This is a genomic window from Acinetobacter cumulans, assembly GCF_003024525.3.
In the GTDB taxonomy this organism is placed as follows: Bacteria; Pseudomonadota; Gammaproteobacteria; order Pseudomonadales; family Moraxellaceae; genus Acinetobacter; species Acinetobacter cumulans.
Genome location: NZ_CP035934.2, coordinates 1730678 through 1746410 on the forward strand (window position 1 = coordinate 1730678; position 15733 = coordinate 1746410).

The 15733-nt window shown below is 38.3% G+C and carries 13 protein-coding genes; 9 read left to right on the forward strand and 4 right to left on the reverse strand.

Annotation, left to right across the window (positions count from 1 at the left end; genetic code table 11):
* Positions 1-59 precede the first annotated feature (59 nt).
* Positions 60-1352 (forward strand): DcaP family trimeric outer membrane transporter, encoded by a 1293-nt coding sequence (locus tag C9E88_RS08270; protein WP_171501784.1) that lies wholly within the window; start codon positions 60-62, stop codon positions 1350-1352.
* A 101-nt stretch (positions 1353-1453) separates the two neighbouring features.
* On the opposite strand, the gene C9E88_RS08275 is transcribed toward C9E88_RS08270, so the two are convergent.
* Positions 1454-2869: an aminotransferase-like domain-containing protein gene (locus C9E88_RS08275; RefSeq protein WP_106984370.1), complete on the reverse strand. Its 1416-nt coding sequence runs from the start codon at positions 2867-2869 to the stop codon at positions 1454-1456.
* Between the two features lie 146 nt (positions 2870-3015).
* Here C9E88_RS08275 and C9E88_RS17540 point away from each other — a divergent pair, with 146 nt between their 5' ends.
* The 4 genes from C9E88_RS17540 to C9E88_RS08290 all read left to right on the forward strand — a co-directional run bounded on the left by C9E88_RS17540 (position 3016) and on the right by C9E88_RS08290 (position 6894).
* On the forward strand, positions 3016-3210 hold the full coding sequence (locus tag C9E88_RS17540) for a hypothetical protein (protein ID WP_106984369.1): 195 nt from the start codon (positions 3016-3018) through the stop codon (positions 3208-3210).
* A 368-nt stretch (positions 3211-3578) separates the two neighbouring features.
* Positions 3579-5207 (forward strand): long-chain-fatty-acid--CoA ligase, encoded by a 1629-nt coding sequence (locus C9E88_RS08280; protein ID WP_106984368.1) that lies wholly within the window; start codon positions 3579-3581, stop codon positions 5205-5207.
* A 230-nt stretch (positions 5208-5437) separates the two neighbouring features.
* Positions 5438-5809, forward strand: a complete 372-nt coding sequence (locus tag C9E88_RS08285) for a hypothetical protein (RefSeq protein ID WP_137287928.1) — start codon at positions 5438-5440, stop codon at positions 5807-5809.
* 197 nt (positions 5810-6006) lie between these two features.
* A complete protein-coding gene (locus tag C9E88_RS08290; RefSeq protein ID WP_106984366.1) occupies positions 6007-6894 on the forward strand; it encodes a DMT family transporter in 888 nt (295 codons plus the stop codon).
* A 188-nt stretch (positions 6895-7082) separates the two neighbouring features.
* Here C9E88_RS08290 and C9E88_RS08295 read toward each other — a convergent pair whose 3' ends face one another.
* The gene (locus tag C9E88_RS08295; RefSeq protein WP_106984365.1) at positions 7083-7976 is read right to left on the reverse strand and encodes a DUF4198 domain-containing protein; all 894 of its coding nucleotides are present in this window, start codon (positions 7974-7976) and stop codon (positions 7083-7085) included.
* Positions 7977-8081: 105 nt separating this feature from the next.
* On the opposite strand from C9E88_RS08295, the gene C9E88_RS08300 reads away from it, so the two are divergent.
* The 3 genes from C9E88_RS08300 to C9E88_RS08310 are packed head-to-tail and all read left to right on the forward strand — an operon-like array spanning position 8082 to position 11760.
* Entirely contained in the window at positions 8082-9638 is a 1557-nt protein-coding gene (locus C9E88_RS08300) for a DUF2271 domain-containing protein (RefSeq protein WP_106984364.1), read from the forward strand.
* A gap of 27 nt (positions 9639-9665) precedes the next feature.
* Positions 9666-10256 carry a PepSY-associated TM helix domain-containing protein gene (locus C9E88_RS08305; RefSeq protein WP_106984363.1) on the forward strand — a complete coding sequence of 197 codons (591 nt, stop codon included), beginning with the start codon at positions 9666-9668 and terminating at the stop codon, positions 10254-10256.
* 10 nt (positions 10257-10266) lie between these two features.
* The gene (locus C9E88_RS08310; protein WP_106984362.1) at positions 10267-11760 is read left to right on the forward strand and encodes an NADPH cytochrome P450 oxidoreductase family protein; all 1494 of its coding nucleotides are present in this window, start codon (positions 10267-10269) and stop codon (positions 11758-11760) included.
* 95 nt (positions 11761-11855) lie between these two features.
* Here the strand turns inward: C9E88_RS08310 and C9E88_RS08315 are convergent, their stop codons facing one another.
* Positions 11856-12293: a DUF2147 domain-containing protein gene (locus C9E88_RS08315; protein WP_106984432.1), complete on the reverse strand. Its 438-nt coding sequence runs from the start codon at positions 12291-12293 to the stop codon at positions 11856-11858.
* 648 nt (positions 12294-12941) lie between these two features.
* On the opposite strand from C9E88_RS08315, the gene C9E88_RS08320 reads away from it, so the two are divergent.
* Positions 12942-14639 carry an NAD-dependent malic enzyme gene (locus C9E88_RS08320; protein WP_106984361.1) on the forward strand — a complete coding sequence of 566 codons (1698 nt, stop codon included), beginning with the start codon at positions 12942-12944 and terminating at the stop codon, positions 14637-14639.
* Positions 14640-14722: 83 nt separating this feature from the next.
* On the opposite strand, the gene yddG is transcribed toward C9E88_RS08320, so the two are convergent.
* Positions 14723-15655, reverse strand: a complete 933-nt coding sequence (gene yddG, locus C9E88_RS08325) for an aromatic amino acid DMT transporter YddG (RefSeq protein WP_106984360.1) — start codon at positions 15653-15655, stop codon at positions 14723-14725.
* Between the last annotated feature and the right edge of the window lie 78 nt (positions 15656-15733).

Below are 15733 nucleotides of genomic sequence, written 5' to 3' on the forward strand. Positions count from 1 at the left end.
TTTAATGTGTCAATGAAATGGAAAATGGGGTTATACCCAAACTCAGGATGAATCAAAAAATGTTAAGTTTCAAATTAAACCGACTTGTCATAGCATGTGCGTGTAGTTTCCCAATAATGAGCTTTGCAGCCTCAACTACCGATGCCGAAATCCAACAGCTACGTGACGAAGTAAAAGCTTTAAAGCTATTAATGCAGCAATATGCGCAGCAACAACAGAGCAATCAACAAAGCTTGCAACAGATACAAGCCAGCACGACTAAAATAAATACTGAAAATACACCCGCATTAAAAGTGGAAGGAATGCGCCTCAAAACCAAAGCAGGTGCAGAATTGACCGTTTATGGCAATGTGCGAGCCGATGCGTCATACCAATCGGAAGGCAGTAGCGCAGCGCGTTTATACAATCAAATAAATACAGTGCCATTAACGGGTAATAATGAAAGTTCAGATCGCTTAAAAGCTTCGCTTGCTGCCACACGTTTAGGCTTAGACTTTAATACGGCTACATCTGGCAAAGATATTAACGCTAAACTTGAGGTCGACTTTTTAGGTACCAATGATGCACTTCGTATTCGTCATGCCTATATGAATTATGGCAATTGGCTAATTGGTCAAACATGGTCAAACTTTGCCGTACCTGATTATATGCCTGAAACAATAGATGCTTTAGGGTATGTTGGTGGTGCAGTCAAACGAACTCCACAAGTCCGTTATAGCCACAAATTCAGTCCAATCACCAATGTTGTATTGGCGGCTGAAGATGCAAAGGATGAAAGTTCAAATATGCGTTTACCTGCTTTAACTGCACGCTTAAACCATCAATTGAATGAGCGCGTACAACTCAGTGCACGTGCAATGGGCACAGAGAAAAAAACCGATACCGATGCTGAAATGGCATGGGGTGTTGGTTTAGGTGCAAAATGGGATGTGACCGACAAAACGATGATTAAGACAGACTATTACCATGTGAAGGGCGATAGTAGTTTTGTGTCTTGGAGTAACCAAGGTTTTGTTACGAATGCCAATAAAGACATCATTGCAAGGAATGAATTTGACTCGATCACTTTAGGTATTACACAGCAATTTAGTCCACAACTACGAGGCACACTCGGTTATGGTTATATGAAGGCTGATCAAAATGATGCGTATATCAATGCATTAACGGATAAAACCAAAGCCAATAAAGACTTATGGCAAGCTTGGGCCAATCTTTTTTATAGCCCAATTAAACCGATCAGTTTAGGACTAGAATATGTTTATGGTGAAAGAGAAGCCTTTGCTCCCGCACCAAATGGTAGTCAAACAGGCACAGACAATCGAGTAAATGCTGTCGCAATGTATAACTTCTAGTCGATTTAATCGCTTAGCTTAAGCCTATAGTTTTACAATAAAAAATCTAAATATATAAAAAGCCTGTATTGATGCAGGCTTTTTAGTTTTTAAGTCAAAATTTAGGAACGCAATTCACTATGTTGATGTATGGATAGACATAATTGTTGCATAGCATATTGCATCGTATCGTTCCATTCAAAGGAACAGTTCAGACGGATATAATTTTGTGTGCTTTTTTCTAGCCGAAACAAAACACTAGGTGCTATGCCAATATTTTGTTTTAAAAGATTTTCATAAATTTTAAAGCTGTCACAGTGTTGGGCTAGTTCAATCCAGAGGAAATAACCGCTGGCAAAAAAATGAATTTGGCAATCTACAGGTAAATGTAGCGCTAAATAATCATAAAATACTTGTTTGTACTGAGCTAAACGACTACGCAAATGACGTAAATGTTTTTCATAATGATGGTGTGACAAAAAGTCGACTAAGGCATTTTGCACCAAGGGACTCACTGAAACTGTACTCATAAGTTGCAAATGTTGAATTGCGTCTGAAAATTGACGAGCATGGACCCAGCCTACACGTGTGCCCATACCGAGTGTTTTGGAAAAAGTAGAGCAATGTAATACACGCTGATGGCGATCAAAATAAGTCATGGGTAAAGGTTTATGTTTGCCGTAGCTTAATTCTGCATAGACATCATCTTCAATCAAATACACTTGATAGTGATGTAAAAGATCTGCAATTTTTTGCTTAATCGAATTTGGCACTGTATAGCCCACTGGGTTTTGTACATTCAACATGAGCCAGCAGACTTTAATCGGGTACTGTTTTAGCGCTTGCTCAAAGGCAACAAGATCAAAACCATGTTCGGCATCTGTAGGAATGGTGACCACTTCTAGACCTAAGCGTTCAGCTGCTTGCCATGCACCATAAAACACGGTGTCTTGTAATAAAATAAAATCCCCAGGCTGTGTGAGAGCCTCTAAGGCCAAATTAAGGGCGTTCAAAGCTCCTGATGTAATGACAATGTCATCTGTTTCGCATTGCACACCTTGTAAAATATAGCGATTTGCAATGATTTGACGTAATGCATGATTGCCTGGTGGCATATTGTCACTGTTTAAATAGCTATGCTTACGTTTTGCATGCTGTGCTAAAAGTTGCATAAATTTAGGGTTATACAAAAGCTCAGGGTTTGGAAAGGCTGAACCAAAAGGCAATATATCGCTGTGCTGTATACTTTTTAAATAACGAAAAACCGTAGAGTTGATCTGAATTTGTTTGCTGTGTTGCATCTGAGTAAGCGGTGGGTGTATGACAGATTTAGGCTGAGAAACATAGTATCCCGACTTATCTTTGGCATAAATTAAGCCTTTAGCTTCAAGTATTTGATAAGCATTTAAAACAGTAATAAGGCTATAACCCGAAAGTTGGGCTTGCTCACGTAAAGAAGGCAGTTTCTCGTGGGTTTTCCACTGACCATTTTCAATAAATTGCTCAATGCTATGGGCTAATTTTTCAGACTTAAACATGCTACAGCCTAAATATCTGTATCTATAATTTAACTAAAATAACTTATTTTTAATATATTTAAAGGGATTTAATGCCAATTAAACTTAACTGTTATATTTTTTTAATGTATTTCTGTATCTAGCCCAAGGGATTGTTGGCTTTCATAATGAGTTATCACTTCATTGAGTTTACAGGTGAGTCTATGAATCAAAAGCCCCAAGATAAAGCACCACAGTATGCGGATAGCAGTCTTTCAGACAAAGCTTTTAAAAATATGATTATTTGGTTTGCGATTTATGCAGGTTTATTTTGCCTTGGTGTTGCGATTGCTGTGAATGCAGACAAAATTAATATGGGCTAAACAAAACCATTAAGCCAGCATAATCATTTTTAACTTGCTCTCATTCTGCTACAAAAGCTCAATTGTGTTGAGCTTTTTTTTAGTTGCCTATTTTTAGCTAAATTTTTTACTCAATGAGATTTTCAGACATTAAATTGGTGTAAAAGATCATTTTCAAACGCTCTATTCTAATTTAAAAATAGTTACGCAAATAAGCACTTGCACACTTTTGCAAAAAAGCTAGTCAAAATGAATAAACTAAGTTAAATATAAAACTGAGCAAAATGCATAGCGACGTATTTTGACTGACGAACTTTTATAAAAAACACTGAAATATAAAACCCAATGATGGGCAAATGGAAATAACAACATAGCATAAGGAGCACGGCATGCTTGGAAATATGATGTTTCAGCCACTACTGATTAGTAGCATGATTGAACATGCTGGACGTTATCATGCGGACAGTTTAGTCATTTCAAAAAATACCGATTTAAGTATTACTGAAACGACGTGGGGACAAATACACGATAACTCCAAACGCTTTGCCCAAGTATTACAATCCTTTGGTTTTGTTTTAGGTGATCGTGTCGCTACGATCGCATGGAATAACCATCGACATTTAGAATCGTGGTATGCCATTTCGGGGAGTGGGTTGGTCTGTCACACCATTAATCCACGACTTTTCCCAGAGCAATTGGTATTTATTATTAATGATGCAGCTGATAAAGTGCTTTTATTTGATAAAACATTTTTACCACTGATTAAAGCCGTTAAGCCCTTACTAAAAAGTGTAGAACATTATATTTGCTTAGATGCACCTGATGATGCTGTACGTGAAGCCATTCCAGATGTTTTATTTTACGATGAGTTAATTGCAGGTCATTCTGCACAATTTACATGGCCCGTGATTGATGAACTTAGCGCCAGCTCATTGTGCTACACATCAGGCACTACAGGTAATCCAAAAGGCGTACTGTATAGCCACCGCTCAACTGTATTACATAGCTACGCGATTAGCATGCCAGATTCCTTAAATATCTCTGCACGTGATGTCATGATGCCAGTTGTGCCAATGTTTCATGTCAATGCTTGGGGAACGCCTTATGCAGCCGCGATGGCAGGCTGTACCTTGGTACTGCCAGGGCCAGGCTTAGACGGTGCAAGCTTAGTGGGTTTAATTGATCGCTATAAAGTGAGTGTTGCCTTAGGCGTACCAACCATTTGGCAAGGTCTCATTAATGCAGCGCAACAATCAGGTAGCCAGCTTACAAGCTTAAGCCGTAATGTGGTGGGGGGATCGGCTTGCCCACCTGCGATGCTAAAAGCATTTAAAGATCAGTTTAACTGTGAAACCATCCATGCTTGGGGAATGACGGAAACCAGTCCTTTAGGTTCTGCCAACCAATTTAAAGCCAAGCATATGGGCTTATCTGACGAAGAAAAATTGCAGGTTCGTCTTTCTCAAGGTCGTCCACCATTTGGTGTCGATTTAAGAATTACCGATGAAGAAAATGGGACCCATGAAGTCAGCCGTGATGGTGAAACCACAGGTAATTTACAAATCAAAGGTCATTGGATTATCAAAAACTACTTTGCTAAAGAAAACAGTGCTTTAACAAGTGATGGTTGGTTTGATACGGGTGATATTGCAACCTTAAATGAAGATGGCTACCTTAAAATTAGTGACCGCTCTAAAGATTTAATTAAATCTGGTGGTGAATGGATTTCATCTGTTGATTTAGAAAATCTCGCCATGGGGCATCCTAAAATTGCGATGGCTGCTGTGATTGCGGCAGAGCATGAAAAATGGGATGAACGACCTATTTTAATTGCAATTAAAAAGCCTGATGTAGATTTAAATGAATCAGAGATTTTTGATTTTTATGCCGATAAGGTAGCAAAATGGCAAATTCCAGATAAAGTAATTTTTGTAGAGAGCATTCCACTAAGTGGTACTGGAAAAATGCTGAAAAAAGATTTGCGTGAGCAGTTTGGTAAAGTGCTACTAAGTACTTAAGTAGTGCCAAAATTATGCATTTAATCTAAGCCCACAATGCTATACCCCTTGGTATGGCATTGTGGTTTATTAATATTTCACCATGAAAATTATTGAATTGGGCTTGGTGAAGTTTGCAGTTTTTTTAAAGTTTAAATTTTATTGTAAGATCTAAACCTACTGTTAAAAGCATAAAGAATTGATTTTCCAATTCAATGTATATTCAGATAACTAAAATTAAGAATAAAAATATGAATTACTTCAATACTATTTCGCAACTCATCATGATGTGCTGTTTTGTCTGTATCAGTACATCAAGTTTTGCTAAAACAAAAGCAAAAACCAAACAGGACCCCATTATTGTTCATGCCTATGACCTTCAAAAACAGTATTCGTTTAGCCCAAATTCTATGATAGAAGTACAATCTATCTCAGAAAAACCTATATTGATTCATAAAGTTGTCATCAATAAGGGGGCATGTCTGGTACTGCCTGACAACAAACCCGTTGAACTTTATACTTATGGCCAAATTTCAAAATACATGATGGGTGGGTGCTACACGCGAAATATTACTGAAATTGAAGTCTATGTAGATAACAGTGTTATTCGTTTCCCCAAATAATACATTTCGATAATGAGCTGGCGATAGAAACCTTAGGTTTAAGTTTTAAGTTATTCAAATGAAGCATGAATAATAACGATATTTTGAGCAATCAATAAAAAACTTCAATAGGTTAAATAGCCGTTGCAACTCGAAAATTGGTGTAAATAGGCGTAGATTAAAGACTCTCTTTAAACACTCCCGCCATTGGAATATTCATGTTCTCCAGCTGGATCCTTTTTACTTTAATGGCTGCATTTATGCAGTCTTGGCGTAACGCATTTCAAAAACAACTCAGCAGTACTGTAGATGTTTATGGCGTGACACTGGCACGTTTCTTATTTGGTTTTCCTTTTGCTGGCGCGTATATCTTTTGGTTGTACCAAGCCCATCCCATCACTGTACATGCGGAATTTACCTCTAAATTTTGGCTCTATATCTTTTTTGCAGGTTGCAGCCAAATTTTAGCCACCATTTTAATGGTCATGCTATTTAAGCAAAAAAATTATGCGATTGGTGTTGGTCTGGCTAAAAGCGAAGCTATATTAGCAGCACTGATTAGCGTGATATTTTTACAGGAATATCTGAGTTTTTTTGCATGGATTGGCGTACTCATAGGCGGTATTGCCGTATTTTTACTCAGTAAAGGTCAGGGGCTAAAAAGCTTATCTGTACCTACTTTGCTGATTGGTGTTGGCAGTGGTTTATGTTTTGCCATTACATCATTGTTAGTCCGCGAAGCCAGTTTAGAACTGACAGCCTTACCATTTTTACATCGCGCTTCTTGGGTTTTGCTATGTGTGATCGGTTTTCAGTGTTTAATTATGTTGCTGTATTTGGTTTTGTTTAGTCGAAAAACGCTAGTGGCCATGTATGAGCGAATTGGACTGACATTTAAAGTTAGTGTGTGTAGCTTTTTGGCATCGCTAGGTTGGTTTACGGCCATGAGTATGCAGTCAGTGGCGATTGTTAAAACACTTGGGCAAATTGAAGTGCTATTTAGCTTACTTATTTCCGCCTTTTTCTTTAAAGAAAAGCTTGCTCGTACAGATCACTGGGGGCTTTTATTGGTCGTGATTGCTGCCATTATGGTGATATGGGCCTAAGTCTATTTATTTGGCTCCATATAGTTATGGTGGATAAGTCCTTAGTCAAAAGCTATTTGAGCTAAGAAAGGCCATACATTTTGAAATTAAAAGCGCTAAGTAAATAATCTTATTTTATAAAAGCAAAGAAAAAGCACATCTCGAAAGATGTGCTTTTTATATTTTGCAATTAAGGTGCTATGTACAAATTATTCAGCAACGTCAACAGTTAAACCATAAGTGAAATTTTCAGTATTTGGTTTTTTGGTGTTATCTGTATTTGCTTCAGGATAAGATGCTGAAATTAAATAAATACCTGCTTTATCAAATTTAATTTCAAATTCGCCTTTTTTATTGGTGAGCACATGAGGCAATTCACGTTTTGCATTAGGCTCATAAGTGCTTGCACCTTTGTACACATCAACTTCTAAATCTGGTACAGCTTTACCATTATAGAGCACTTGTGCTTTTAAGGATTCACCTGAAAATAATTCATTTGGATGAGTAATAAGTTTAACTTCAAAGCCTTTGTTGGTCACAGCTGGAATTGCAGTCGGTTTCCCTTTAGTCACAAAGCTTTCAGCAATAAATGTGTTCGTTGCTTCTAAAATTTGTGCATTTTCTGGCACTTGATCTGCGGCAATCATACGAGGTGGTTGAGCTGGTGTAGTTGCAGGTGCTTTTGCTTGTTCAGGCGCTTTTTCTGGCGCAGGGCGAGCAGGTGCATTTTGTGGATTACGCACTGGACGGACACGTAACCAACGACCATCAATCAATGCATATTTTGTGCTATTGCCAGTCGCGTCTTGTGTACGAATACGGTATGTACCTTCAGATGGTAAATCAAATTCCGCAATACTGAAGCGTTTTAAGCTTGTTGCTGGATTAATCGCAACTGTTTTGCCATCTGGATTCGTCACAACGTAAGTCGTTTTAAAATTCATAGATGGCGCAAAGAATTTTTCGATGGTAATTGCACTTTGAAAAGTTACATTCGATGATGTTGTATCAAATGTGTCAGGAAGTAAAAACGGGCTTGCTGTATGTGCATTCGCAAGTACAGGTAAAGACGCAACTAAAGCGATTTTTAACCAATTATTCATCGAATTCTCCAGTTTAAAAATTATTTATCTTCAATGTGCGCTAATCTACTTGATAACCGTTATCAATATCAATAAGATGCTATAAAAATATTTTGGAGATTCAGCATGCCATTCGCTGAGAACAAAAAACTGCATAAAAAAGTGTTTAATCTAACTCCACTGGTTATGGCACTGGCCCTGATTTCTCCACTGCAGACCAACGCAACAGATCTGGTGCAAAGCCCCCAACTGAACCAGCCAGATGTATCACAAACACATCGTTTTCATCGTGACTATGTACTGGGCACATCACTTGATGTTGTTGTCACAGGAACGAATAAACAAGATGCAAAATTAGCTTTAGATGCCATTGAAGCAGAAATTGCACAGTTAGATAAAAAACTTTCTGTATGGCGTTCTGACAGCGAAATATCTGCATTAAATGCAAAAAAATCGGCGCAAGTTTCACCTGAATTATTTGAAGTGATTGCAGCTTGTGAAGCATGGCGTGCCAAAAGCTGTGGTGCATTTGATGCACGACTAGGTGAACTGATTGCAATGTGGGAAAAAGCTCAAGGCATTCATAAAGTTGATGAATCAACTCGCGTAGCCATTACTAGCGAATTAATGAAACCAGACAGCGTAACATTAGATAAAGAACAACAGACTGTTGCTATTCAACGCGCTGTAAAATTTGCACCAGATGCCTATGCAAAAGGTTATATCATTGACCGTGCAATGCTGGCAGCACGTAGCAAAGTGCCCAATATTGAAGGTCTTTTGATTGATATTGGTGGTGACATGCGTGTGTGGGGTAATGCGCCACAAAAAGATGGTTGGAGCATTGGTGTACAAGATGCGTTTAATCATCATGATTTAGCCGTTCCATCAGAAGTTTTAAAACTACGTGATCATGCTGTTGCCTTCAGTGGTAAGGGCTATCGTGATGTCGCTGGTCAAAGCCATTTATTAGACCCAAATACTGGTTTAGCACTGCAACATGTTGAACAATGTGTGGTTGTTGGTACATGTGCTGCAGACGCTGATGCGTTGGCAACCGCATTGACTGCGATGTCACCTGAAGATGGTATGGCTTTGGTGGAAAGCCTTGTTGGCTATGAAGCTAAACTCACCATGAGCAATGGTCAGTTTTATCAAAGTGCAGGCTGGAATCACTTACTACAAACCGATACTCGCCCTGAAATGCTGACAGTTGCTGCAGGCGCATCAGCAAAATGGCCAGCAGGTTATCAAGCCTTAATTGACTTAACAATTCCAAAAATTAATGTTGAAAAATATCGTATGCCTTACGTATCTGTGTGGGTGACGGATGAAAATAAAAAATTAGTCCGTACCCTTGCAGTATGGGGCAAAGATGAGAAGTGGATTAATTCAAACTACGTTTGGTGGCGCCGTTATGGTCGTCAAATGACAAATTTGGATGCGGTTGCTAAACCTTCACGTCAACCAGGTAACTACAAACTGGCTTGGGATGGTAAAGATGACCACGGAAAATCTGTAGCTGCTGGTAGTTATATTGTTCATATTGAAACCTCACGTGAGCATGGTGACCATAGTTATCAAACACTCGATTTGAATGTAAAATCTAAAGCATCTACACAATCTTTGCCTGCTCAAACCGAAATTGGCGCAGTCAAAATGAGTTTCCAAAAAGCGCATTAACGCGGATTGAGTTTAAGGTTTTAAACAGTGTACCAACAACGTGATTTTTACCGCCATGCACGCTATGTGCATGGCTGGCTTTCTGCATTTGCATTTATTGCACTTTTCTTTTTTGCTCTCACTGGCTTATTTTTAAATAATCCAGATTGGTTTAAACCCGCACCAGAAAAAGCACCAGTCAAATTACAGTTACCTAATACTGTAAGCCAACAATTGCTTGATCAAGAAAACCCAAGTACCGCACTATTGGACTATGTTCGTGCACACAGTACTGTCGTCGGACGTTATAAAAGTAGCGAAGTGATGGATGGTGAAGTGATGATCCGTCTCGAAAGTCCTGCTGGCGAAACGGATGTTTGGGCAATCTTAGACACTGGCGAAGTAGAAGTCACTTCAAAGCCTGCATCAACTGTATCTCTCATTAATGATTTACACCGCGGTAAAAATGCAGGCACAGCATGGCATTGGTTTATCGATGTTGCTTCGGTTGTTATTTTATTATTGTCCATTGCCGGCTTTATTTTATTTTTAAGTATTAAAACGCGTTTGCTCACACACTTGCTATTAACTACGAGTAGCTTGGCGTTGTTTATCTTATTAATATGGACTGCAATTTAAGGACAGTGTGATGACTTCTGCAGTAGCACTGCTTCTAACAATTTTGACTTGCTTGTTATTGTTATGTTTGGTCTATATTTGTGTGTTGATTTATAGCCGACTTACACAGCCGAAAGCCGATCAGATTCATGATCATACTTATTTAATCATCTATGCTAGCCAGTCTGGTCATGCTGAGAATTATGCAAAACATACTGCTGAACAGCTACAACAAGCGGGTGAACATTGTGTTTGTATTAATATTCAAGATTTAACAGCTGATCAACTGAAACAAGCACAGCAAACTTTATGGTTTGTCAGTACGTATGGCGAAGGTGATGCTCCTGATAGTGCTCAACGCTTTCAGCATCAATTGAGCCAACAGACTTTAGATTTATCACATCAAACTTTTGCAATTCTGGCTTTTGGTGACCGTCGTTATCGTAATTTTTGTGCTTTTGGCCAACGCGTGCAAACGTGGTTGAATCAGCAACAAGCTCAGCCTGCTTTTAATTTAGTTTGTGTGGATCAATTGGCAAATGCAGATTTAACAGCATGGCATACGCAGTTAAGTCAATTTACACAAACCGAGCTAAAACATACGGCAACGGAAAAAGTCTGGATTGATATACATCTTAAATCCCGATCTTTACTCAATGCAGGCAGTCAAGGCACTGGATTATATTTTTTAAGCTTCCAAGTCGCTCAGCAGGTTGAATGGCATGCAGGTGATATTATTGAAATTCAATGTGCAAATAGCAATCAAGCCTTAAAATCCTTTGTAAATGAACAGTCGCATTTAAATGCTACACATCTTGAAGCTTTACGATTTAAAAATCTTAAAAATGCTCCTAACTATGTTTTGCAAACGACAGAGCAAAGTACAAAACAAAGTATCGAGTCATGGATTAATCATCTTATAGATTTACCCATTCGCGAATACTCAATTGCCAATATTCCAACACATGGGACATTAGATTTAATTGTCCGCCAAGAGATAGGAAATCAAGGTTTAGGTCTGGGATCAGGTTTATTAACGCAAGATTTACAAGTTGATGAAACGCTTAGAGCATCTATACGTCACAACCCAAGTTTCCATTTGAAGATGCAAGATACACCATGCATTTTTATTGGGAATGGTTCTGGCTTAGCAGGTTTAATGGCACATTTACAACAGCGTCAAGTGTGGGGTTATCAGCAAAATTGGTTGATTTTGGGTGAACGACAACAACAGTATGATGCAATTTGCAATGCAGAATTGAGTACTTTAGAAGATGCAGGTTATTTACCACAACTTGATCGGGTTTATTCTCGGGACGGGCAAGCGCAATCTTATGTACAAGATGTAATTATTGCAAAGTCGACACAACTCAAAAATTGGGTCGAGCAGGGTGCAACGCTATATATTTGTGGCAGTTTACATGGGATGGCGCAAGGTGTAGAACAAGCATTAATTGAGGTACTAGGTGTAGAAGGTTTAGCACAGTTAAAACAACAACAACGCTATAAACGTGATGTTTATTAACTAATGCCTAATTCAGGCGAGTAGTACTTAAGCAAATATAAGGCTTAAAAATAAAAAAATGGCTCATCAGAGCCATTTTTTTATGTGCTGAAGGATTAATTCGCACGAACCCAAGTTTGGCTACGCCCTAGCGCAGAAACACCAATATAACCACGGCCATTTAATGTTTGGCCATCATTTGAAAGTTTGGCATTAAAGCTATATGTTTTACCATTTTTAGGGTCAGTAATTTTACCGCCATCATAGCTATTCTTACCGGTATTTTTTAAATCAGAAACGATTTGAACCCCTTTCAAGGGTTTGTTGTGAAATTTCCCTACACATTTCGCACAACTTTCAGCCTCACCTGGGGTGAACACATCTACAATTTTAGCTGTAAGTGCGCCATTTGGTGCTTCGCGGAACTCTACAATAGAGAGTGGCTTTTTGGTTTGATCGTCAATGGTTTTCCATTTAGTACCATGGAGCGGATCGGCTGCCAAAGTCATTGCTGAAATTGCAGATAAACCAAGAAGAGTGGCTATTTTTTTTATCATCATTAAAACCTCATACATTCCTTGAAGATGGCTATTTGCCCAAGCTAGAGAATTTAAAGCCTTCAATCGAAGAGTGTAAATATATGCTAGGGCAATTAGTACAGTCCTAATTTTCTAAAATAAAGTGGGATTAAATATGAATATTACACATATATATGTGTAAGGCTTCTGCAAAATTTATACACATTGTAGCGGAATGTAGGCATTCATATTTTAAAATATTGAGCTTAAACACTAACTTATACTATTGAGCTTGGAGTGGTATTTGAGTGAGTTAACAACTTGTTATTAAGAAATAATAATAGCTAAAACAGATAGTTCTACATTTATGACAAAAATGTTGCTGTATTGTTTATATTCAAAACATAACAATAAGGTATATATTGTTATTTTTTTCATAACTATAAATCGTATGCATAAAAAAGCATAAAACCCATTATTTTAAGGATATGAAAGACCTTTGGCCAATATAAATGGTATAGAAGAATAAAATATTACCGTTATTCGACGGTTAAATTAATGACAAATAGGTATTTATTTAATGAATGACTAAGTTCGCTTATTTTAAGCTATCCTATACAAATAAACGATAAAACCGCGATACTTTGACCCAGTTGTTAAAGTTGATTCAAAAGAGCTTTTTTAATGTCTAGTGTAGATCGAAACAAACGTCCTTTATATATTCCATACGCTGGAAATACTTTGCTTGAGTTACCTCTTCTTAATAAAGGTTCAGCTTTTTCAGAGCAAGAACGTGAAGCATTTAACTTACATGGCCTTATGCCACATGTAATTGAAAATATTGAAGAACAAAGCCAACGCTCATATCAACAATACAGTTCTTTTAGCGACCCAATCAATAAACACATTTACTTGCGTAACATTCAAGATACCAATGAAACGCTGTTTTATCATCTGATTGAAAATCATTTAACAGAAATGATGCCGATCATTTATACACCAACAGTAGGCGATGCCTGCCAACATTTCTCGGATATTTACCGCCGTCATCGCGGGGTTTTTATTTCATATCCAGACAGTGAACATGTTGATCAAATTTTGCATAACGTAAATCGAAAAAATGTAAAAGTCATTGTAATTACAGATGGTGAACGCATTTTAGGCTTAGGCGATCAAGGCATTGGTGGGATGGGTATTCCTATTGGAAAGTTGTCTTTATATACAGCTTGTGGTGGCATTAGCCCAGCTTATACCTTACCAATTACGCTCGATGTGGGCACCAATAATGAACAATTGCTGAATGATCCATTGTATATGGGCCTACGTCATCCGCGCATTAGTGGTGATGAATATTACGAATTTGTAGATAAGGTCATTCATGCGATTCAACAGCGTTGGCCTGAAGCATTAATTCAGTTTGAAGACTTTGCACAAAAAAATGCGATGCCTTTATTGGAAAAATATCGAAATAAAATCTGTTGTTTTAATGATGATATTCAAGGCACTGCAGCAGTATCTGTCGGAAGCTTAATTGCAGCATCACATGCATCAAATAAAAAATTGAAAGATCAAACCATCGCATTTTTAGGTGCAGGTTCGGCAGGTTGTGGTATTGCAGAACAAATTGTTGCACAAATGCGTGCAGAGGGCTTGAGTGATGCTGAAGCTCGTCAGCGCGTATTTATGGTAGACCGTTTTGGTCTTATTACAGAAAATCAGCCAAATTTATTGAATTTCCAGCGTAAATTGGCGCAGCAACCTGAACACATTGCTCATTGGGCGCAAGCTGACGATGTGATTTCTTTGCTTGATGTTGTGCGGCATGCAAAACCTACTGTGCTCATTGGGGTGTCTGGGCAAGCTGGTTTGTTTACCAAAGAAATTATTGAAACGATGGCAGCCAATTGTGAAAATCCAATTGTATTTCCGCTTTCAAACCCAACTTCTCAGGTAGAAGCAGTTCCATCCGATGTGATTCAATGGTCTGAAGGGCGTGCATTGATTGCTACAGGCAGTCCATTTGCACCAGTGAATTATCATGATCAAATATTTAATATTTCTCAGTGTAATAACTCCTATATTTTCCCTGGTATTGGTCTTGGCGTGATTGCCTCACGTGCTAAGCGGGTTACAGATAATATGCTCATGGCAACCAGTAATGCTTTGGCTGAATGCTCACCAAAGTTACAAGACCCAACCGCAGACTTACTGCCAAGCTTAGATCAGTTGCAAGAAATTTCTAAAATAATCGCGTTGCGTGTTGCACTAGCCGCTATGGATGATGATGTTGCGCCACGGATTAGTGAAGAAACGATTCGTGAAAAAATTGAAGTAAATTTTTGGACACCAGAATATCGAGAATACAAACGCGTGACTTATTAAGTAAAATTTTGAATTGTGATGCATAACTTGCTATGCACAATCATAAAAAAATAGCCATGAAATCATGGCTGTTTTTTTATGTCTTAAATTTTAAATGCTTTAGATTTAAAGTTGAGTTTTCGTTTCAAATCCGCCCAATTTGTTGAAATCCAGCAGACAAATGACCCAGCTGTGACCAATATGGCACCATGCCAAAACTCGTTGGACAGCACGGTATCTAAAATCAGCATAGACAGCAGGGAAGAAAACAGCGGACTAAAATAGGAAAGGGTTACCAATAAAGTGATATTGCCTTTAATAATGCCGATATTCCACGCGGCATAGCCCAATGCCGTGACAATTGAAACCAGTAACATGCAAATACCCGTAGATAAATGAATCTCTGGAATTCCTTTAAAATCATGAAATAAGAACATTTTTAGCCATAGCACAATAGAAATAGCCAAGAAAAATAACGCAATTGGATTATGACCTTGGCTGTATTTCTTGGTAATAACACAATAAATAGACCATAAGCTGGCACCGATAAACGCTAAAATATAACTCGCAGGATTAGTCTGCACGTTTTGAATAACCGCAGCCCATGAAAAATCACCAGCACCCGCCTGCATAACGACAATACCGCCGAGACTAATTGCTAAGCCAAGCATTACAAAAATATTGAATTTCAATTCTTTAAAGGCAATTAATGCGGCAATGGTTAAACTTGGCCACAAATAATTGACCAGACTGACTTCTATGGCTTGTTGCGCTGTTTGCGCTAAGGCAATCGCATAAGAAAAACACAGCTCATATATCAGAAAGAGCAACGTTGCAGAAATTAAATAACCACGTGGAATGTCTTTCAGTTTTGGAATACGAAATAGCAAAAGCAAAATGACAGTACTGAACGTGTACATAAACGTGACGGCAAGGTCTGGGCCAATACTGAAACTAACTGTTTTTAACAGACCGACAATCGAAGACCATTGCAAAATGGCACTAAAACCGATGAGGGTAGCTAGATTTTTAGACATTGCTTGCTCAAGGCTGCGCTATGCGCAAAAAATATGAAATTTAATCAAACAGTATACGCTGAATTGCAGAGGGCTGGG